Annotated in this window: 17 protein-coding genes; 9 read left to right on the top strand and 8 right to left on the bottom strand. The window is 38.3% G+C overall.

From position 1 onward, the window contains the following. Window positions 1-2: 2 nt before the first annotated feature. From A3Q34_RS14570 to A3Q34_RS14560, 3 genes are all read right to left on the bottom strand, one after another. Complete coding sequence (locus A3Q34_RS14570) at window positions 3-1,340, bottom strand: Na(+)-translocating NADH-quinone reductase subunit A (protein WP_070376013.1); 1,338 nt, start codon at window positions 1,338-1,340, stop codon at window positions 3-5. A gap of 387 nt (window positions 1,341-1,727) precedes the next feature. Beyond that, window positions 1,728-2,918: an enoyl-ACP reductase FabV gene (gene fabV, locus A3Q34_RS14565; protein ID WP_070376012.1), complete on the bottom strand. Its 1,191-nt coding sequence runs from the start codon at window positions 2,916-2,918 to the stop codon at window positions 1,728-1,730. A 588-nt stretch (window positions 2,919-3,506) separates the two neighbouring features. After that, window positions 3,507-3,830: a BolA/IbaG family iron-sulfur metabolism protein gene (locus tag A3Q34_RS14560; RefSeq protein ID WP_070376011.1), complete on the bottom strand. Its 324-nt coding sequence runs from the start codon at window positions 3,828-3,830 to the stop codon at window positions 3,507-3,509. A 253-nt stretch (window positions 3,831-4,083) separates the two neighbouring features. Between A3Q34_RS14560 and A3Q34_RS14555 the strand changes: the two genes are divergently transcribed. The 6 genes from A3Q34_RS14555 to A3Q34_RS20695 all read left to right on the top strand — a co-directional run bounded on the left by A3Q34_RS14555 (window position 4,084) and on the right by A3Q34_RS20695 (window position 8,608). After that, window positions 4,084-5,235, top strand: coding sequence for a methyltransferase (locus A3Q34_RS14555; protein WP_070376010.1), 1,152 nt, complete (start codon window positions 4,084-4,086; stop codon window positions 5,233-5,235). Between the two features lie 16 nt (window positions 5,236-5,251). Continuing rightward, complete coding sequence (locus tag A3Q34_RS14550) at window positions 5,252-5,848, top strand: YajG family lipoprotein (RefSeq protein WP_070376009.1); 597 nt, start codon at window positions 5,252-5,254, stop codon at window positions 5,846-5,848. Window positions 5,849-5,881: 33 nt separating this feature from the next. Continuing rightward, window positions 5,882-6,463, top strand: a complete 582-nt coding sequence (locus A3Q34_RS14545; protein ID WP_070376008.1) for a peptidylprolyl isomerase — start codon at window positions 5,882-5,884, stop codon at window positions 6,461-6,463. A 260-nt stretch (window positions 6,464-6,723) separates the two neighbouring features. Then, window positions 6,724-7,053 carry a hypothetical protein gene (locus A3Q34_RS14540; protein ID WP_083278033.1) on the top strand — a complete coding sequence of 110 codons (330 nt, stop codon included), beginning with the start codon at window positions 6,724-6,726 and terminating at the stop codon, window positions 7,051-7,053. 110 nt (window positions 7,054-7,163) lie between these two features. Then, complete coding sequence (locus A3Q34_RS14535) at window positions 7,164-8,438, top strand: AmpG family muropeptide MFS transporter (RefSeq protein WP_070376007.1); 1,275 nt, start codon at window positions 7,164-7,166, stop codon at window positions 8,436-8,438. Further along, window positions 8,435-8,608 carry a hypothetical protein gene (locus A3Q34_RS20695; protein WP_170246384.1) on the top strand — a complete coding sequence of 58 codons (174 nt, stop codon included), beginning with the start codon at window positions 8,435-8,437 and terminating at the stop codon, window positions 8,606-8,608. The genes A3Q34_RS14535 and A3Q34_RS20695 overlap by 4 nt, the downstream gene beginning before the upstream one ends. Window positions 8,609-9,653: 1,045 nt before the next feature. Here the strand turns inward: A3Q34_RS20695 and A3Q34_RS14530 are convergent. Then, window positions 9,654-10,202 carry a YkvA family protein gene (locus tag A3Q34_RS14530; RefSeq protein ID WP_070376006.1) on the bottom strand — a complete coding sequence of 183 codons (549 nt, stop codon included), beginning with the start codon at window positions 10,200-10,202 and terminating at the stop codon, window positions 9,654-9,656. Window positions 10,203-10,445: 243 nt separating this feature from the next. Here A3Q34_RS14530 and A3Q34_RS14525 point away from each other — a divergent pair, with 243 nt between their 5' ends. Then, window positions 10,446-11,750, top strand: a complete 1,305-nt coding sequence (locus A3Q34_RS14525) for a DUF3667 domain-containing protein (RefSeq protein ID WP_070376005.1) — start codon at window positions 10,446-10,448, stop codon at window positions 11,748-11,750. Window positions 11,751-12,949: 1,199 nt separating this feature from the next. Here the strand turns inward: A3Q34_RS14525 and lysS are convergent. The 4 genes from lysS to dsbC form a co-directional block, all read right to left on the bottom strand. Then, on the bottom strand, window positions 12,950-14,500 hold the full coding sequence (gene lysS, locus A3Q34_RS14520; RefSeq protein ID WP_070377186.1) for a lysine--tRNA ligase: 1,551 nt from the start codon (window positions 14,498-14,500) through the stop codon (window positions 12,950-12,952). 63 nt (window positions 14,501-14,563) lie between these two features. Then, window positions 14,564-15,662, bottom strand: a protein-coding gene (prfB, locus tag A3Q34_RS14515; protein WP_182216879.1) for a peptide chain release factor 2 whose coding sequence is annotated in 2 segments (ribosomal slippage) — window positions 14,564-15,586 and window positions 15,588-15,662 — 1,098 coding nt in all. Because the reading frame shifts where the segments join, the coding sequence is not laid out codon by codon here. Between the two features lie 151 nt (window positions 15,663-15,813). After that, window positions 15,814-17,559 carry a single-stranded-DNA-specific exonuclease RecJ gene (gene recJ / locus A3Q34_RS14510; RefSeq protein ID WP_070376003.1) on the bottom strand — a complete coding sequence of 582 codons (1,746 nt, stop codon included), beginning with the start codon at window positions 17,557-17,559 and terminating at the stop codon, window positions 15,814-15,816. Between the two features lie 100 nt (window positions 17,560-17,659). Next, window positions 17,660-18,469, bottom strand: coding sequence for a bifunctional protein-disulfide isomerase/oxidoreductase DsbC (gene dsbC, locus A3Q34_RS14505; RefSeq protein ID WP_070376002.1), 810 nt, complete (start codon window positions 18,467-18,469; stop codon window positions 17,660-17,662). 296 nt (window positions 18,470-18,765) lie between these two features. Here dsbC and fldB point away from each other — a divergent pair, with 296 nt between their 5' ends. Together fldB and srmB are read left to right on the top strand one after the other, a co-directional pair. After that, complete coding sequence (fldB, locus tag A3Q34_RS14500) at window positions 18,766-19,314, top strand: flavodoxin FldB (protein WP_070377185.1); 549 nt, start codon at window positions 18,766-18,768, stop codon at window positions 19,312-19,314. A gap of 90 nt (window positions 19,315-19,404) precedes the next feature. Continuing rightward, complete coding sequence (srmB, locus tag A3Q34_RS14495) at window positions 19,405-20,646, top strand: ATP-dependent RNA helicase SrmB (protein ID WP_070376001.1); 1,242 nt, start codon at window positions 19,405-19,407, stop codon at window positions 20,644-20,646. Window positions 20,647-20,761 lie beyond the last annotated feature (115 nt).

Genomic DNA, 20,761 nt, shown 5'->3' with positions numbered 1-20,761 from the left:
GTCTAACCTTCCTTCTCTATTGTGGTTAGGCATTCACGAAGAATAACGCCGTAATCTGTTTTGCCAGGGCAAACAAATGTACATAAGGCTAAATCTTCTTCATCAAGCTCTAAAGCACCAAGTTGCTGCGCGCTGTCGGTATCACCGGCACATAAATCACGCAATAACATTGTTGGGAGAATATCTAATGGCATCACACGCTCAAAGTTACCAATTGGCACCATGGCACGAGGACTACCGTTAGTTGTAGTGGTCATATTGAATAATTTCTTTGGGAAGAAATGAGACATATATGCACGTGTTACCGAGAATTTATTAGGTCCAGGATACATGTAACCAATAAACTCTTTTTCGCGACCTTCTAAAATCAACGAAATTTGCACATGGTAGCGGCCTAGGTAAGCGTGAACACCTTTTGCTTTTGCTCCTGAAAGTAAAGAGCCCGATATAATACGTAATTCACCGTCGGTAAATTCACCAGCAATTAATTCGTCAGTGTTTGCACCTAAAATAGTACGCACTAAACGAGGGTTCTTAGCAGCAGGACCAGCAAGTGAAATAATACGGGTGTTATTTAACTCACCAGTAGTAAATAACTGTCCAAAAGCAATAACGTCTTGGTAGCCTAAGCTCCATGAAGACTTTTCTGCACTAACCGGCTTTAAAAAGTGCATATGTGTGCCAACTAAACCAGCAGGATGTTTTCCTGCAAATTCGTTAACTTGCACATTAGCTTCAACGGGAATATTAGCACCCGGCGCTTTACTAACAAACACTTCACCACTAGTTAAACGAGTAAGTATTGTCAAGCCATTTTTAAAGGCTTCACTTTGTTCATTAATAATCACTTCAGGGTTAGCGGCTAGCGGATTAGTATCCATTACACTAACAAAAATGGCGGTTGGCGTTGAATCAACGGCAGGAACTCGACTAAACGGACGTGTACGCAATGCTGTCCACAAACCTGAATTAATCAGGTTATCAACAACATCTTGACGTTTTATTGAGTTAAGTTCATTCGCTGTGTATGAAGGAAATGTAATTTGCTCATCGCCGTCAATTTTAATAACGACTGATTGCAAAACACGTTTTTCACCACGGTTGATTTCTTTAACAACACCGGCAGCATGAGCTGTGAATTTAACGCCAGGGTTCTTTTTATCTTCAAAAAGAATCTGACCTTTTTTAACACGATCATCCACTTTAACAAACATGGTTGGTCGCATACCCACAAACTCTTCACCTAATGTTGCAACGGTTTTGATGGCGTTGCCATCATGGATTACCTGCTGGGGAGAACCAACGACAGGAACATCCAGACCTTTTTTTATTGTAATCATAAACACATGCACTACTTTTGATGGGAGTATCAAAATCAATCATCTACTTACCTAAACAAACTATTTTACGATGACTTGTAATCAATATTATTTAGGTAAAGCAAATTATCGATTTCAGTGTATTTCAGTAAGTACTTAATTATTGGCAACAAAGGAAGTTGCTTAAGCATAAAAAAGACCCACTGGCTCTAAGTTAAAATTTCTAGCGCGATTTTAACACAAAAACTCTAAGGCTATCTACGATCTCAGTTACTTAAATTACAAATTAGTTGAATATTATTGATTTCGCTCATTTATCAGCCAAAAATTTTGTCAGACCTAAAAAAACCGACATTTTATGTCGGCTTTTTATTATTGAGGCTAATCGCAAATAATGAAAGTTAATCGTTATAAGAGATGCTTAATTTCTGCCATTGTATTGACATCAGCTTCGTAATCAACACCTGCAACACTAAAGCCAAATAACTTTAAAAACTCTTGATGATAGCCAACATAGTCAGTTAACTCATCAATATTATCAGAATCAACGGTATTCCAAATGTCTGTCACGCGTTTTTGAACGCTGTCTTCAAGCTCTTTATGATTTTGACGGTAACGATTATTATCATCTAAGCGAGGTGTCTCGCTGTAGATGTTCTCAACAAATAGGTTCTGAATTTGTTCGATACATCCTTCATAAGTGCCATCTGCCTTCATCACTTTAAACATTGCTGAAATGTAAAGTGGCATAATGGGTATTGCTGAACTCGCCTGCGTAACGACCGCATTTAATGAAGTAACATGAGCTTCGCCCTTAAGGTTAGCGGTCGCTTTATTAATTGCCGATGCAGCACGGTCTAAATCTTCTTTCGCTTTACCTATGGTCGCTTTTCCGTATATTGGCCAAGTTAATTCTTTACCAATATATGTATAAGCTACTGATTTAAATCCTTCTGAAAGAACGCCAGCCTCATTCAATGCCTTAATCCATAATTCCCAGTCAGCGCCTCCCATTACATCAATGGTACCTTGTATCTCGGCTTCATTTGCTGCTTCAACAGAAATTTCATCGATAACACGCTTTGAGGTGTTTAGGTTTTTAGTGGTAACACTTTGACCAATTGGTTTAAGCGTCGATGAATAAACTTCACCGGTGTCTGGATCAGTACGACGAGGTGAAGCAAGTGAGTAAACGATTAGATCAATTTCACCTAATTCAGCTTTAATCGTTTCAATAGCCTTTGCTTTAATTTCATGTGAAAACGCATCACCATTAATATTCTTAGACCAAAGGCCCTCTTGCTCAGCGGCCTTTTGAAACGCCGAAGTATTATACCAACCCGCACTGGCTGTTTTCTTTTCAGTAGGCGGTTTCTCAAAGAAAATACCTAATGTTTTAGCATTATTACCAAATGCAGCGGTTATACGTGACGATAAGCCATAACCAGTAGATGAACCAATAACCAAAACATTTTTTGGCTTGGCATTAGCCTGTTGATGAGATTTAACATAAGAAATCTGCTCATTGACATGAGCTTCACAGCCGGTTGGGTGTGCATTTGTACAAATAAAACCACGAATTTTAGGTTTAATAACCATAAGAAGACCTTTTAATTAATACTATTTTTATCGCCAAACAACTCGGCAATTTAGTCATTATTCAATATTTATTGCGACATAAATTTAAAAATTGTCGCATAGTTTACGCTACTAAAAAGAATACGAGGTATGACCAGTGAATATTTTCCTCAAAATAAAGGATTAAAGCCGCTAGCGATTTTAATAAAGAACATCTGCCCAAACATGGCCATCAGCTTTTAACGTATAAACAGCGCCTAACATAATGCTCCTAGCATGAAAGTACAATACCAACTCTTGTATCGCATCCAACCCACATTAAAGTGATATCGCGACACCACAATGAGAAAAATAAATCACACCATCAGTCATAATAACCCTGAAATAATTGTTTCGGTTTATCGGTGACCCTATCAATGACCTTGTTAGCTAAATTTAGCCATTAAGTGACATAGCTGTTGGCAAATATTCTTCATTTTACATAGATAGTTAAGGTTAAATAACAAGTATTTCACGAAAAGTGAATACAATTATGAGGGTATAATAAATTAGGAATAAAATCGCGAATGATGGTTAGCTAGCGTTTGCCCCCTAATTTATTTGCTAAAGTTACGCTGATTTTTTACCACCACCTAAGCATTTAGGCGACAAAGGGGTATTATCTGCATAATACTTGTCCCACTCATCCTTGGTATAAGTATGAAGCGCTAACGCATGTATTTTTTCGGCAAGCTCTGTTGAAAGCAACCAATTAATGGCTCGGTGACGTTTAATTAAGCGTTCTCCAATAAAGTCGTCGCTAACAATAATCACTTTAAAATGAGATTCACTGCCCGGTGCAACATTATGTTGATGGCTTTCATTAATAACATCGAGATGTATTGGAGAAAATGCGGAAAGAAGTTTTTGTTCTATTACAGCTTCAATGGTCATTATTAAATCCCTGATGTGTTTTTCTATAGTGGAGTCATTTTAGTTTGTTACACACAATATGCCATCAGTCTGGATGGCTATAGTGGTTTCACTGGCATTAATGGCGAGTAAACAGTTGCCATTATTGATAAAAAAAATCTCATTTATTTATAAAATAGTTTTTAAGCGCTCAAAGCAACTATCACTGGCTCAATTCCCTATATTTTGTCACAATAGCTGACATTCTTCTAGGTGAAAATCGAACCTCTTCATTATGATCAGCCCTTTTATTGTTAACGCAGATGGCGTTTATGACAAGAACCTTTTTTTAGATCGCTACCCCGTTGGTCAAGTTAACCGTGCACTAGTTGCTTGGGATTCAGCCGACGAGTATTTAATTAATTATGTTAATGAACAAGATTTAGCGGGTAGCCAGCACAAATTACTCATTTTCAATGATAGTTTTGGCGCTATTACCGCTAACTTTACTCAGTCAAATGTGACTACGGTTTCCGACTCTTGGATAAGCCATCAAGGGTTAAAATATAATATTGAGCAAAACGGTTTGTCGCTTAACAATATTAGCCAAATAACGAGTTTGGATGACCTACCCGATAATATTACTGTGGTGTTGTACAAGATACCTAAAAGTAAGTCATTAATGATCGATCAACTATTATCAATTAAAGCTAAATATAATCAAGGGCTTATTTTTATTGCTAGCGATAAAGCCAAAGATATTCATAGTTCGACGTTAAAATTATTTGAAAAATATTTAGGGACAACAAAAACGTCTTTAGCGGTAAAGAAAGCACGTTTAGTCTTCTCTCAACTTAATAACAAGCAAGTTTTCTCTTCACCTTTTCCAACAATTTGGCCGTTAGAAGATAGCGCTTTTATTATCAGTAATCATTCAGGGGTTTATGCGCGTGAAAAGCTTGATATTGGCGCTCGCCACTTTATTAAGCACCTTCCTGAAGTCAAAGCAGGTAGTCATGTTATTGACTTAGGTTGCGGCAATGGTGTGATTGGCTTAGCCGTATTGGCCGAGCAACCCAAGGCATTAGTTACTTTTGTTGATGAATCTTATATGGCTGTTGATTCTGCTAAGACTAATATCAGTAAAAACTTACCTGAGCAACTCGAACAATGTCAGTTCATGATAAATGACTGCTTAGCCGACGTGGAGCCTAATAGTGTTGATTTGATTTTGTGTAATCCTCCTTTTCACCAACAAAATGCAACCACTGACCACATCGCTTGGCAGATGTTTCGTGATAGCCATAGAGCATTAAAGAACGGTGGTGAGTTACGTATTATTGGTAATCGACAACTCGGATACCATATTAAACTTAAACGACTTTTTGGTAATGAAAAACTCATTGCCAGCAATGATAAATTTGTCACGCTTTCATCAATAAAATAATGGAGTTAATCAGATCATGAAAAATATATTCATTAACAATAAAATTAAAACATTAGCCGCAACAACTTTACTGCTTGTACTGACGGCTTGTGCCAACAAACCCACTTACGTGGTTATTGCTCCAGATTTAAGCATAAATAATAGTGCATCTAGCCAAAGTGCTTATCAAAATAAACAAGCGAGTTTAACGGTCACTGATTTGCGGAGTGCCCAGCATGTTGTGCAAGTATTAAGAAAAGATGAAGCGGCAGAGGTTTATTCTAGTCAGCAACCATTAAACCGTATTATTGAGGAAACGTTAGCCGCTGAATTTAAAAAGCAGGGCTTAGACATTAACGCTCAAGCGGGTAATGCAATTGAAATAATTATTGATAATGGCTTGAGCAGCGTGCAACAAGAAATGATGAAATATCAAGTTAACAATGAACTTGTGATCCGTGTAACGGTTAACAATGGTTCACAAACGTTGAGTAACACCTTTAAAGTTCGCGGAACCAGTGAAGGCCCATTGGGCGCAGATATTGCTGTATTAGAGCGTGACTTTAGTCAACAACTTACTCAGCTATTATCTCAAGTTATTAATAATATTGAAATTCAGCGCTTTATAAAATAATTTTTAACAGCCCCTTTAAAAGAAGAAATGATAATGAAAGGTTTATTTTTTTTACTTATATTTTTATCTGGCACTCTATCAGCGAATAATATCGCCATTGATCCCAATAACTTATTTCCAAAAGTGAAATTAGAAACGTCAAAAGGAGTCATCATTGTTGAATTAGACCGTATTCGTGCGCCATTAACTGTTGATAATTTTTTAATGTATGTGGTTAAAGGTGAATACAACAACACGATTTTTCATCGTATTGTCTCAGACTTTATTGTGCAAGGCGGTGGTTATGATGAAGACTTCAATTTTAAAAAAGTCACTGGAAATATTGTTAATGAATCAGGTAATGGTTTAAAAAATGAACGTGGCACGATTGCTATGGCAAAAGAAAATCGCCCACACACCGCAAATCGTCAATTCTTTTTTAATATGGCTAACAATAAAAGTTTAGATCCAGGCCGTCGCTGGGGATATACCGTATTTGGCGCTATTGTTGAAGGTCAGGCAGTTGTTGATGCTATGAATTTAGCTAAAACACACTATAGTGATGCGATGGGCTGGGACGATGTGCCCGTAGAACCTATTACCTTAATTAAAGCCACTTTATTACCAGAAGAATAAATTTATCCAATAAAATTTCAGCTAAAAATTATAGTCAGAAGGTAATATTTCTGACTATAACAATGTCATAATAAACATTCTTTTTTGTACGTTCTTACAATTAAATGAAAATTAAATTACCTACACCTTTGACAAACTGTTTTTAATCTACGATATATAAGGTAGTAAATAAACAATAACAACTATTTTCACCATTTCAATAAAGTGGTAGCTACTTTCCTACTCGAATGATTTAAATACGAAAGTGAACTGAGGATGCCATGATAATTGAGCCGTTTATCAACGAAAAAACACAACAAATAGCTTACTATATTAAAGCTGTGATTAACCAATCATTGCATTATACCGAACTCGACACATTCATCCTTGATACCATGGAGGAATGGACATTGCTCAAGGTAAATGATGAAACCCCAAGTAGTGCAAAAGAGCGCGTTTTTTGGCACTTAGTCCATGAGATGAGTTTACATGGAGCACAATCACTGAGTCATGACTTGTATTTTAAAAGTGAAATAACGACTTGTTTAGATTTCTTCACAGGTGCTGGCAGTTATCCTATTGACTGTATTGGCTGGCGTCCGTTACCTTAGGCTAACGTTAGTAAAATCCTCGACACTTGCTCACAGAACTCAAGAATAAACTTCTGTTTTCAATAACATTTTGATAGCCTATGCTTACTAAGATTTTTGTAGGCAATTGCATGACCACTCAACAAACATTCAAAGAAGCTATTCTCAATAAAAGAATGTTGATTTGTATCTTCACCGGATTCACTTCGGGCTTGCCGTTATTTATTTTATATCAACTGGTACCTGGTTGGTTAAGATCAGAAGGAGTAAGTCTAGTTGAGATAGGTTTATTCTCATTAATTGGCATTCCTTATGTTTGGAAGTTTATTTGGTCGCCATTGATGGACAGGTATTCTTTTCCAATGTTAGGTCGACGTCGAAGTTGGATGTTTGCTACGCAAATTTTATTACTCTTCTCTATCGCTGGTTTTGGTTTTATAGACCCGACTATTAATATTTGGTCTGTCGCTTATCTTGCCGCTGCTGTTGCTTTTTTTAGTGCAAGCCAAGATATTGTTCTCGATGCTTATCGCAGGGAGTTATTGCAAGAACACGAACTGGGTTTAGGTAATTCTATCCATGTACAGGCTTATCGTCTATCTGGCTTAGTGCCGGGCTCGTTAGCTTTTATATTGGCTGACCATATCAGCTGGCAATCAGTTTTTCTTATTGTTGCTGCGTTTATGCTCATCGGTATTTTACTAACCTTATGTATTAAAGAGAGTAAAAGCGAACATCTTGCTCCTAAAACATTACATGATGCTGTTGTATTGCCTTTTAGAGATTTTATTTCACGAAAAGGCTTTAAAAGTGCCTTACAAATTCTCATTTTTTTATTTTTATATAAATTAGGCGACAGTATGGCTACAGCCCTGCAAACGCCATTTTTTATAGACCTAGGCTTTACTAAAACAGAAATTGGGGTGGTTGCTAAAACAGCGTCGCTTATTGCGATGACTATTGGGCTTGCTGTTGGCGGCATCGTAATGATAAAGCTCAGTATAAATAAGGCATTATGGCTGTTTGGCTTTGTGCAAATCATCAGCATATTAGGCTTTGCCGCTTTAGCAGAAATAGGTCATAATACTTACGCTCTAGCTTTTGCGATGGGCTTTGAATACTTAGGTGTTGGTTTAGGTACCGCTGCATTTACTGCCTTTATAGCAAGAACAACCAACCCCGCTTTTGCTGCAACGCAATTTGCACTCTTTACGGCGCTAACCGCTTTGCCTCGAACCTTTGCCAATGCAACAACTGGCCTTATTGTAGAGCAAATAGGTTGGACATCATTCTACTTTCTTTGTACTTTCCTCGCGATCCCAGGAATGCTAATGTTATTTAAAGTTGCTCCTTGGAGCGAAAAGGTCCCTTTCGAAACAAAAAATAAAACCGAGGAATTAATATGATCAAACTGTTCTTTCTGCTCCCTATTATTATGTGCCTTTTTTGGTGGCGATATTTAGATGCTAAAGGCTTTAGTGTAAAAGAAGGTGTGAAAGGTTTTGCTTATATTATTGCTTTAAATACCGTACTCATTGGATTTTTAGTGGTAATGATATACGTTACTCACGGGTGACGGCTCCAATTATCCTGATACCAAATCCATCGTCCTGATACCAACTTAGTCAGCCTGATACCGCGCCTCCGTCATCCTGAACTTGTTTCAGGATCTCATCGTTAACAACACAAAAAACAGATACTGAAATAAATTCAGCATGACGGCAATGGGATAATCCTCAGTGATCCTGATACCACCTCCGTCATCCTGAACTTGTTTCAGGATCTCGTGGTTGACAACACAAAAACACAGATACTGAAATAAATTCAGCATGACGCAAAAGGGATAACTCGACACTGTTCGTCTTAACCCAGCCTGTTATTTTGATACCATCTCCTTCATCCTGATACCGCCTCCATCGTCATCCTGATACCGCCTCCATCGTCATCCTGATACCACACCCGTCATCCTGAACTTGTTTCAGGATCTCGTCGTTAACAACACAAAAAACAGATACTGAAATAAATTCAGCATGACGGCAAAGGGATAACTCGACACTGTTCGTCTTAACCCAGCCTGTTATTTTGATACCATCTCCTTCATCCTGATACTGCCTCCATCGTCATCCTGATACCACACCCGTCATCCTGAACTTGTTTCAGGATCTCGTCGTTGACAACACAAAAAACAGACACTGAAATTAAATCAGCATGACGGCAAAGGGATAACTCGACACTATTCGTCTTAACCCAGCCTGTTATTTTGATACCATCTCCTTTATCCTGATACTGCCTCCATCGTCATCCTGATACCGCCTCCATCGTCATCCTGATACCACACCCGTCATCCTGAACTTGTTTCAGGATCTCGTCGTTGACAACACAAAAAACAGATACTGAAATAAATTCAGCATGACGGCAAAGGGATAACTCGACACTATTCGTCTTAACCCAGCCTGTTATTTTGATACCATCTCCTTCATCCTGATACCGCCTCCATCGTCATCCTGATACCACACCCGTCATCCTGAACTTGTTTAAGGATCTCATCGTAAACAACACAAAAAAAAAGCTTACTCAAAAAATGAGTAAGCTTTTAGAATTCAATTTTTTTAAAGTAGTGTTTAAAAAACTGAACGAAATGATGATCGACCGCTTCGACGGGTTGAGCGTCGGTTTCTCATACGACTATGAAGTTCGCGACGTTTAGAATCTAGCCACTCTTCACGAGTCACTGTAACATCACCACTACGGCCTTCTTCTCGGCTACGATAAGCACAAAACTCTAAAAATGCTTCGATATCGTCTTTCAGTTCTTCGGCAACTAATTCAATCATGATGGCGTCGTCTAAAAAGCCTAATACAGGAATATGGTCAGGTACTAAATCTTCCGGATCACTAAAATAAGCCAATGCACTTAGCACATCACTGCGCTCTTCTGCTGGAATTTTCCATTCAGAGTCTTCTATCATCGCCACTAAAGTTTCTAGTTTTTTAATGCGTTCGCTGACAAATTCTGGAACACTTCCTTTAATATCTTGGCTAATACTCTTAGCGTTACTTAAAATAACTGCTTCACTAAGTTTTGCAGCTCCTGATTGTGCTTTACGCATTACATCACGGAAGTGGTCTAAGTCTGACTCTGTTAATTCAAATTTAACTTCAAACGCCATTATAATTCTCCTGTATTTGGCTTTTCTATTACTACACTTTGTTTAATATTTACTTTTTTGCATAATAATAAACATAGTACATTCAACCCTATTTTTCTTATTAGAGTAAATTTAGCAGATAGTTATACAAACAGCACGCAGTTAACTCAATTAATTTGTAAATATTTATAACTTTTCATTCACACTTTTATAAACATAATGCTATGATTTTGTTCTATTGTTTGTATTTATTCTGAAACTTTTATGCAAAATACCGAGTTAGTTAAAAAAAATAATGATATTGATATCATGTCATCAGTCTCTGAACAGCCTGATACCATAAGAAGTTTAGCAAATAACAATTGTGATAATTGTCATCAGCCACTCAATGGTCCTTTTTGTGGTCAGTGTGGTCAACAAGCAGAATCAACATTGAAATATTTTTGGGTGGTTATATTACACCTTCTTGATGATATTTTTAGTTTTGATTCTCGTGCCGCCCGAACTATATTGCCATTAGTTGCTCGTCCTGGTTTTTTAACTAATGAGTATATTGCGGGGAAACGCGTCCATTACGTGCCTCCACTGCGCTTGTACCTTTTTGTGAGTATTGTCTTTTTTATTACCTTAAAATTTTTTGTGCTCTCAGACATTAATACTCTTCCCACGGTAAGCGACAATCAGACATCAATCACTCAAATCAAAGATCAGCTTGTTTTACTTGAAAAAAACAAGCTTAAAGCCATTGATACTTCACCGGACAATACCGTTGATTTGTCAGAAACAACAAAAAGCATCGCAAAATTTGAAACCTATTTAACCGATATTAATAAAGATTACAGCATTGAAAAAAACAAACTGTTAATCGATATGACTAAAAAGCTAGTCGATTTAGAGTTAATAAAATTTAAAGATGGACAAACGCTGAGCGGGAATAAGAAAGAACGTTATGATTTATTAACCTCAAATATTGCAAAATTTAAAAATGGTGAGGAGCTAGATAAGGTAGATAAAACTTCTACGACCATAGGCAACAATGCCGATGGTACCTTGTCTTTTGATTTTTTGAGTGACGAGAATAATAAAAACCTTAATGTGTTCACAAAGTCTTTGATCAAGAAAGCAGAAAATGCCTTCCGCTCTGATGCTGCGCCATTAGTGCAAGAAGTTATTGGAAAATTACCGCAGTTAATGTTTGTTTTACTACCTCTTTTTGCTGTTTTATTAAAAATAATGTTTATATTTTCCAAACGTCTTTATATGGAGCATTTAACGGTTGCCCTGCACAGCCATAGTTTTATTTTCTTTACTATATTGTTGGTAGAGTTACTAGATGTGTTTGCTGGCTATAGTAAAACAGTCCTCCCTTTACTTACTGGCTCGATTGAATTTGCCAGTAAAGCCTTATTAATTTGGATCCCCATATATTTATTTATCATGCAAAAGCGCGTCTATAAACAGGGTTATTTTTTGACCTTTATCAAATATTCGTTTATAGGCACCGCCTATATGATACTTATTGGCTTCACAGGTGTAATTGCCTTCGTTTGGGGCTTAACAGATATTTAACTGACAGTTTCAGCATAACTGCCCTAAGACAAGCCCGTTATGCTGATCTGGATTCCGTCAACCAGATACCGTATCCGTCATCCTGATACTACCGCCTCCGTCATCCTGAACTTGTATCAGGATCTCGTCGTTGACAACATAAAAGCAGATACTGAAATAAATTCAGCATGACGCCTATGGGATAATTAGACACGGTTCGTCTAAACCTAAGTGTTATTTTGATACCACCTCCATCGTCCTGATACCACCTCCATCATCCTGATACCACCCCCGTCATCCTGAACTTGTTTCAGGATCTCGTCGTTAACAACATAAAAGCAGATACTGAAATAAATTCAGCATGACGACAAAGTGATAATTAGACACGGTTCGTCTGAATCTAAGCTGTTATTTTGATACCACCTCCATCGTCCTGATACCACCCCCGTCATCCTGAACTTGTTTCAGGATCTCGTCGTTAACAACACAAAAAGCAGATACTGAAATAAATTCAGCATGACGACAAAGTGATAATTAGACACGGTTCGTCTGAATCTAAGCTGTTATTTTGATACCACCTCCGTCGTCCTGATACCGCCTCTATCGTCATCCTGAACTTGTTTCAGGATCTCGTCTTTGACAACATAAAAGCAGATACTGAAATAAATTCAGCATGACGACAAAGTGATAATTAGACACGGTTCGTCTGAATCTAAGCTGTTATTTTGATACCATCTCCATCGTCCTGATACCGCCTCTATCGTCATCCTGAACTTGTTTCAGGATCTCGTCGTTGACAACACAAAAAGCAGATACTGAAATAAATTCAGCATGACTGCAAAGGGATAACTAGACACGGTTCGTCTGAATCTAAGCTGTTCTTTTGATATTGGCGTCATCATCCTGATGCCACCTCCGTCAACCTGATATCACCATCGTCATCCTGATGCCAACTCCGTCAACCTGATATCACCATCGTCATCCTGATACCAACTCCGGCAACCTGATATCACCATCGTCATCCTGAACTTGTTTCAGGATCTCGTCGTTAACAACACAAAAACAGATACTGAAATAAATTCAGCATGACGATAAAGGGATAAGACTCAGTCATTTTGATACCACCTTCGTTCTTTCTAAACAGAAAAGCCGGATAAGTGATTAACTTATCCGGCTTTTATAAATTTAATGAACGCTTCTAAAAGCGCTCTTGGTAAAGGTTACTCAGCTAAAGGACGCATATGAGGGAACAAAATAACATCTTTGATCGTTGGTGAGTCAGTAAACAACATCACTAAACGGTCAATGCCAATACCTTCACCAGCAGTTGGTGGTAAACCATATTCAAGCGCTTGAATATAGTCTTCATCATAATGCATCGCTTCATCGTCACCAGCATCTTTACCTTCAACTTGGTTGCGGAAACGTGCTGCTTGGTCTTCTGCGTCGTTAAGCTCAGAGAAGCCATTAGCTAATTCACGGCCACCAACGAAGAATTCAAAACGGTCAGTAATAAATGGATTGTCATCATTACGACGAGCTAATGGTGAAACTTCCCAAGGGTATTCTGTAATGAAAGTAGGTTGATCAAGCATATGCTCAGCAACTTCTTCAAATATTTCACAAATGTATTTACCTGGGCCCCATACTTTTGATGCTTCAGTTTCTTTAACACCAACAGTTTTGGCCATAGCTTTAAGTGCGTCGAAGTTTGCTTCTGGGTTACGTAAAATGTTTTCGTCTAGGTCGTTACCGTATAATAAAATAGCATCAACCATAGATAAGCGCGTAAACGATTTTCCAAAGTCATAAAATTTCTCTTCCACGACTTCGCCATCACTATTTTTAACGGTGTTACGAATAACAGAGCTACCTAGTACGTTTTCAGCAAGAGTACGTAACATATCTTCAGTGATATTCATTAAATCAATGTAATCGGCATAAGCTTGATAGAATTCAATCATAGTGAATTCTGGGTTATGACGTGAAGATAAGCCTTCGTTACGGAAGTTACGGTTAATTTCGAATACTTTTTCAAAACCACCAACGACTAAGCGCTTCAAATAAAGCTCAGGGGCAATACGCATATACATTTGAATGTCTAAGGCATTATGAAAAGTTTCGAAAGGTTTAGCCGTTGCGCCACCGGGAATAGTTTGTAGCATTGGCGTTTCAACTTCCATGAAACCACGAACAGTTAAAAACTGACGAATACCTTCAACAATTTTTGAACGAATAAGGAAAGTATTACGCGTTTCTTCATTGATGATTAAATCAACATAGCGTTGACGATACTTAGTTTCAACATCAGATAAACCGTGGAATTTTTCAGGTAATGGACGCAATGACTTAGTGAGTAGTTGATATTCGTCCATATTGACATATAAATCACCTTTACCAGACATATGCATAGTGCCGGTAACACCGATAATATCGCCGATATCTAAAGTGCCCCAACGCTCTTTAATATCTTTTTGCACTGTTTTATGTGCATAAGCTTGGATACGACCAGACATATCTTGTAGTACCAAAAATGGCCCACGCTTAGCCATAACTCGACCAGCAATACTATAGGTTGCTGTTTCAGCTTCAAGTGTTTCTTTATCTTTCTCACCATGCTCAGCTTGTAAATCAGCAGCGTAGTGTTTTCGGTCAAACTTGTTTGGGTGGCCATTAGCCGGACAGTTTTCACGAATTTTCGCTAATTTACCGCGACGTTCGGCGATTAATTTGTTTTCATCTTGCTGATTTACTTGTGCTTGGTCGGTCATTTTTTTTCTCGTTAACTTTTTAAGTTTTGATTGTCGAACCTTGCCACGCAAGGCTCTTCTACTTTATAAACCAGATTTTAGGCTGGCTTCTAAAAATTTGTCTAAATCGCCATCTAAAACTGCTTGGGTATTTCGATTTTCAACACCGGTGCGTAAATCTTTAATTCGGCTGTCGTCTAAAACGTATGAGCGTATTTGACTACCCCAGCCAATATCAGATTTACCATCTTCTAATTCTTGCTTACCTTCATTTTTCTTTTGCATTTCCATTTCAAAGAGCTTAGCTTTTAACAACTTCATCGCCGTTGCACGGTTCTTATGTTGAGAGCGGTCAGCTTGACAAGCGACAACAGCGCCCGTTGGAACATGAGTAATACGAATAGCTGAATCAGTTTTATTAACATGTTGACCACCCGCGCCCGAAGCACGAAAGGTATCAATACGTAAGTCAGCAGGGTTAATATCGATTTCAATATTATCGTCAATCTCAGGATAAATAAATGCCGAAGCAAATGAGGTATGACGACGACCACTGGAATCAAATGGTGATTTTCTTACTAAGCGATGAACACCTGTTTCGGTACGTAACCAGCCATAAGCGTATTCACCGGTATACTTAATCGTACAGCCTTTAATACCTGCAACATCACCGTCAGTCACTTCAATCGCTTCTGTTTTATAACCGTGTGCTTCACCCCAACGTAAATACATACGCATTAACATTTCAGCCCAGTCTTGTGCTTCAGTGCCACCAGAACCCGATTGAATATCTAAATAACAGCTATTTTCGTCATGTTCACCAGAAAACATCCGGCGAAATTCTAATTTTTCTAAACTTTTTTCTAGCGCTTGAATTTCATCGCTCGCATCGTTAAAAGTTTCTTCGTCGTCTTCTTCTAGAGCAAGTTCAACTAAACCTTCAACGTCTTCACAGCCTCGATCCATTTCATCAATGGTTTCAACGATGGCTTCAAGAGAAGACCGCTCTTTACCGAGTGCTTGTGCTCGTTCAGGATCATTCCAAACTTCAGGTGACTCTAATTCACGCACCACTTCAACCAAACGTTCTGATCTTTGGTCGTAGTCAAAGATACCCCCGAAGCATATCTGTACGCTCACGGATGTCTTTAATCTTGTTTAATACCGGGTTAGCTTCAATCATAGTTTATAATTTTACATCGCAAATTTGGCGTCAAGATGCACGCCCGAAAGAATAAAATAAAATAGTCGCGCATTATAGCGTAATTTCATCGCTAAATAAACGATTTAACTGACTAAACTGGCTGAAAATAAAGCAATGAATCGCCAGGCTTTTATTCAAGGTATTCCACAATAAATTGCACACTTTGCTTACCACGAAATTCATTAATATCGAGACGGTAAGCAAGGTGGACTTGTTGAGTTTGATGGTCAGGCCAACGGCTTAAGTCAACATTAAAAGCGATAGCATCAAAAACTTGCCCCGCTTTTTCAACAACCAGTTTCAGATGTTTCTGGCCGACAATACGTTGCTGAACCAGCTTAAATTTATCGTCAAATAAAGGTTCGATAAAGTTTTGTCCCCAAGGGCCAGAATCACGTAATAGCTGAGCAAAAGATAAAGTCATTTCATTGGTGGGTAGTTCGCCATCGGAGGCAAGCGTACCTTTGAGATCGTCACTGCTTAACCAAAGCTCGGCATATTGATTTAATAAGCGCTGAAATTCTTCAAAGTTTTCCTCTGCTATTGATAAGCCTGCCGCCATGGCGTGGCCACCAAATTTAATAATAATATTTGGATGCTGCGTGTCAATATGTTCCAGTAAATCTCTAATATGTAAACCAGGAATAGAGCGTGCTGAACCTTTAATTTCGCTATTTTTTTCTGTTTTCTCAAGAGAAAGATCATCACTCGTGCCAGCAAAAACAATACTAGGTCGGTGATACTTTTCTTTTAAACGACCAGCCACAATACCGATAACCCCTTGATGCCAATCTTTTTGAAACAAAGAAATCGCGTGCGGTAAGTTATCATCAGAGAAATTTAAGCTTTTCAATACTTGTTCTGCTTCTTGCTGCATGCCCTGCTCGATTTCTCGGCGCGACTTATTCAAATCATCAAGATCAGCAGCCATGACTCGAGCAGAAGCAAGGTCTTTAGCAAGCAAACAATTAATACCGTACGACATATCGTCTAAACGCCCTGCGGCATTTATTCTTGGACCCAAAGCGAAACCAAAATCACTGGCAACTATCTTTTTCTGATCTTTACCGGCTATTTCGAGCAACGCTTGAATGCCTGGGCGCGTAACCCCCGCACGAATTCTTTTTAAGCCTTGTTCAACCAAAATTCGATTATTGTTATCAAGAGAAACAACATCGGCTACTGTCCCTAATGCCACTAAGTCAAGGAGTTGAGCAATATTAGGCTCTGCTATATTTTTGTCAACAAACCAGTTTTTCTCACGTAAATATTTACGCATTGCCATCATAAAATAAAAAGCAACACCAACACCCGCCAGCGCTTTACTGGCGAAGTCACAGCCAACTTGGTTAGGATTAATAATAGCGTCGGCATCAGGTAGTGTCATGCCCGGTAAGTGGTGGTCGGTAACAATAACACCTAATCCTAATGACTTGGCTTTAGCGACGCCGGCAACACAACTAATACCATTATCAACGGTTATTAATAGCTGTGCGCCTTGCTGAGCAGCTATTTCGACAATTTCAGGTGTTAAACCATAACCATATATAAATCGATTAGGTACTAGGAATTGATAATTATCACAGCCAAACAAACGTAAAGCTTCCATCATTAATGCGGTGCTGGTCGCACCATCGGCATCAAAATCACCAATAATGGCAATGTTTTTATTCGCGACTAGGCCTTCATATAAAACCTCACAGCCTTGATTAATCCCTTTCAAACTTTCAATGGCGCAAAGTTGGCTGACATTAAGCTCGAGTTCAATTGCCTTATCAATACCGCGGCTGGCATATATTTGCTTAATAAGTGGATGAAGATGATTGGGAAGATGGTTATCTTCAACTTTGACACGGCGTACTATTTGCTTTTGCATAAGGAGAGTTTCTGATGATTAATTTAATGAGGTTAAGAGAGCAAAATGGCAGGCTATTAGGCCTGCCATTTAGGTTAAATCAATAACAAACGATTATAATTTATCCTGCCGTTTTCATCTGTTCAATTATAGCAACAAGCGCATCGGGTTCTTGATAGCCAGGTAGCATCATACCGTTTTCTAAAATAACAGCCGGTGTACCACTAACCCCAACTTGACGACCAAAATCAAACTCCTCTTCAATGGGCTTATCACATATACGTTGTGCAACATTTGAACCCATTTTAGCTTTTGTTAACGCATCTGCTGGATTTTCGTGACACCAAATAGAACGTAAATCTTTAAAGCCTTGAGAATATTGACCAGAACGGTCTTTCACACCTGAACGAGGGTAAGCTAAATAACGTACTGTGATACCTTTATCATTATATTCATCCATTTGTTCATGCATCTTGCGACAGTAGCCACAAGTGATGTCGGTGAATACGGTAACAACATGCTTTTCATTTTTTGCTGGATAGACAATCATCGCATCAGCAAACTTGTCCATACCATCAAGTCGAACTTGCGCTAAACTTGTTTCTGAATAATTGACAACCTTGCCGCCTAAACCATAAAGTTTACCTTGAATGAAAAATTGACCATCGGCACTCGCATAGAATAAACCTTGGTTAGTGATAAGTTCAACTAAACCAGGCATAGCCGATGGTTTAACGGTATCAATTTCTAGGCCTAGCATTAAACTAAGCTTTGCTTTTAATTGAACCGCATCGAATTCGATAGAATTATTGATGGTAGACGTGGTGGCTGAGACGCTATTTGCAACAACAGTCGGCTGCTCTACAGCAAACACTAGACCAGCAACACCAATACAAACCGCCGCAAGGGCAAGGGAAATTTTCTTAAACATTAATGACTTCCTAAAAGTAGAACTAACAATCGGTAATCTCAATGATTACACAAGATTAATTGAGCTATATAACATGACCGTTTCTTTGTCGCTAAAATTACAGGGAATTGAAATAAAATGCAATAAACCTAGTCATATCACTCGATTAATAAGTGTAAACAACGACTTTATAACGATATATATATTTTACTGCCTTGATATAAACTATCTGTTAAACTCTCGCAAAAATAGTGACCCTAATGTTAATCGGTCAATATCTTACTTCTAAGCTCAAAAAAGATGCTAAAGGCTACCTCATGAAAATTGGTTTATTTTACGGTTCTACCACTTGTTATACTGAAATGGCGGCGGAGAAAATTCAACAATATTTTGCCGACAAAGCAAAGTTCAAGACAGAGTTCGACGTTGAATTGTTTAATATCAAAGAGACACCGCTAAGTAAGATTGACGATTTCGACCTGGTTATTATGGGTATTTCTACTTGGGATTATGGTCAAATCCAAGAAGATTGGGAAGGCCACTGGGATGATATCGCGACTTTAGATTTATCAGGAAAAATTATCGCCCTTTATGGCATGGGTGACCAAATTGGTTATACCGAGTGGTTTCAAGATGCGCTGGGCATGTTGCATGAACAAGTCATCGCTCAAGATGGTTTTGTGATTGGTTTTTGGCCCAACCTAGGTTATGAGTTTGAAGCCTCTAAAGCGCTCACCGAAGATAATAGTCAATTTGTCGGTTTGGCATTAGATGAAGACAATCAATACGAACAAAGTGATGAACGTATTGCGCTGTGGTGTCAACAAATACAAAGAGAAATAGCTGAGATTATTGAAAGTGAATAAAAACTAAAAATAAATAGCTTTAGCTTTAGCTAAATAGCCTGTTTCGCTTTATAATTCACGGCAATATTATCCTGACCGAAATTATACTTTATGTTTGAGCAATTTGACCTAGATTCAGCACTACTAGGCGGCATTACAAATGCTGGTTATAAAAAACCAACATCTATTCAAGAGTTGGTTTTACCTGTCGCCATGACAGGTAAAGATGTTTTAGCTTCAGCGCCAACGGGCACAGGTAAAACAGCTGCTTTTATATTACCTATCGCTCAACATTTGCTAGATTACCCGCGTAAAAGCCCAGGTTTTCCTCGGGTACTTATTTTGTCGCCAACGCGCGAGCTTGCTATTCAAACCAGTGAGCAATGTACACAATTAACTGAATTAACTGATATTAAAACTGGGCTGATCACTGGCGGTGTTAGTTATGACAGCCATAAAGATGTCTTAACTAAGAACACCGATATTCTAGTTGCTACGCCAGGTCGTCTACTTGAATATCTTGAATCAGAACAATTTGAAGCCCGCGACATTGAAATTCTTGTACTTGATGAAGCTGACCGTATGCTTGATATGGGTTTCTCTGATGCGATTAACCGTATTGTTGGTGAAGCTCGCTGGCGCAAGCAAACCATGCTTTTCTCAGCAACCCTCGAAGGTGCAGGTGTTTTACGTTTTTCAAAAGAAGTACTTAACGAGCCAGTATTTTTAGAGTCTCACCCATCACGAAAAGAAAAAGCAAAAATTCATCAATGGCTTCACTTAGCAGATGATAAAGAACATAAATTTAAATTATTAATCAACTTGTTAAAACAAGAAGGCTTTGAACGCACGGTTGTTTTTGCCAACAAACGTGAAACGGTCCAGCATTTGTCAGGAAAACTCTACGCTGAAGAAATCCCCTGTGCTTGGCTTGAAGGTAAAATGCCACAAGACAAACGTAATCATGCCATTAACCGTTTACGCTCAGGTATGGTAAAAGTATTGGTTGCTACTGATGTTGCTGCTCGTGGTTTAGATATTGATGACATTACTCATGTTATTAACTTTGATATGCCACGCAAAGCAGATATTTATTTACATCGTATTGGCCGTACGGGTAGAGCGGGTAATAAAGGTACGGCTATCTCTTTAGTTGAAGCACACGATATGCCTGTCATTGCTAAGATTGAACGTTACATGGACGAGCGTTTGTCACGTCGAAATATTGAAGGCTTAAAACCACAATATAAAGAGTCTAAAGTTGCCTTGAAAAAACCTAAAATAAAAATTAGTAAATCACAGAAAAAAGCTAAGGCGAAAAAACAAGCAAAACGTGCAAACAAAAAGAAATAAAGGTAGAGTAGAAATATAGGAGGGTTTTCTAGTTTTGAAAGCCCTGATTATTATAATAATTTGTTAAGTAGGTAAATTAAGTTCTCCTTGATAATAAAAAAACCGTTTACTATTT

Source organism: Colwellia sp. PAMC 20917, from assembly GCF_001767295.1.
Lineage (GTDB): Bacteria > Pseudomonadota > Gammaproteobacteria > Enterobacterales > Alteromonadaceae > Colwellia_A.
The sequence above is the reverse complement of the archived record's forward strand: the minus strand, read 5'-3'. Positions and strand labels throughout refer to the sequence as shown.

Bases quoted from the DNA above. Each gene is read 5' to 3' on its own strand.
- A3Q34_RS14570 (WP_070376013.1), bottom strand. From the start codon at position 1,340: ATGATTACAATAAAAAAAGGTCTGGATGTTCCTGTCGTTGGTTCTCCC.
- fabV (WP_070376012.1), bottom strand. From the start codon at position 2,918: ATGGTTATTAAACCTAAAATTCGTGGTTTTATTTGTACAAATGCACAC.
- A3Q34_RS14560 (WP_070376011.1), bottom strand. From the start codon at position 3,830: ATGACCATTGAAGCTGTAATAGAACAAAAACTTCTTTCCGCATTTTCT.
- A3Q34_RS14555 (WP_070376010.1), top strand. From the start codon at position 4,084: ATGATCAGCCCTTTTATTGTTAACGCAGATGGCGTTTATGACAAGAAC.
- A3Q34_RS14550 (WP_070376009.1), top strand. From the start codon at position 5,252: ATGAAAAATATATTCATTAACAATAAAATTAAAACATTAGCCGCAACA.
- A3Q34_RS14545 (WP_070376008.1), top strand. From the start codon at position 5,882: ATGAAAGGTTTATTTTTTTTACTTATATTTTTATCTGGCACTCTATCA.
- A3Q34_RS14540 (WP_083278033.1), top strand. From the start codon at position 6,724: ATGATAATTGAGCCGTTTATCAACGAAAAAACACAACAAATAGCTTAC.
- A3Q34_RS14535 (WP_070376007.1), top strand. From the start codon at position 7,164: ATGACCACTCAACAAACATTCAAAGAAGCTATTCTCAATAAAAGAATG.
- A3Q34_RS20695 (WP_170246384.1), top strand. From the start codon at position 8,435: ATGATCAAACTGTTCTTTCTGCTCCCTATTATTATGTGCCTTTTTTGG.
- A3Q34_RS14530 (WP_070376006.1), bottom strand. From the start codon at position 10,202: ATGGCGTTTGAAGTTAAATTTGAATTAACAGAGTCAGACTTAGACCAC.
- A3Q34_RS14525 (WP_070376005.1), top strand. From the start codon at position 10,446: ATGCAAAATACCGAGTTAGTTAAAAAAAATAATGATATTGATATCATG.
- lysS (WP_070377186.1), bottom strand. From the start codon at position 14,500: ATGACCGACCAAGCACAAGTAAATCAGCAAGATGAAAACAAATTAATC.
- recJ (WP_070376003.1), bottom strand. From the start codon at position 17,559: ATGCAAAAGCAAATAGTACGCCGTGTCAAAGTTGAAGATAACCATCTT.
- dsbC (WP_070376002.1), bottom strand. From the start codon at position 18,469: ATGTTTAAGAAAATTTCCCTTGCCCTTGCGGCGGTTTGTATTGGTGTT.
- fldB (WP_070377185.1), top strand. From the start codon at position 18,766: ATGAAAATTGGTTTATTTTACGGTTCTACCACTTGTTATACTGAAATG.
- srmB (WP_070376001.1), top strand. From the start codon at position 19,405: ATGTTTGAGCAATTTGACCTAGATTCAGCACTACTAGGCGGCATTACA.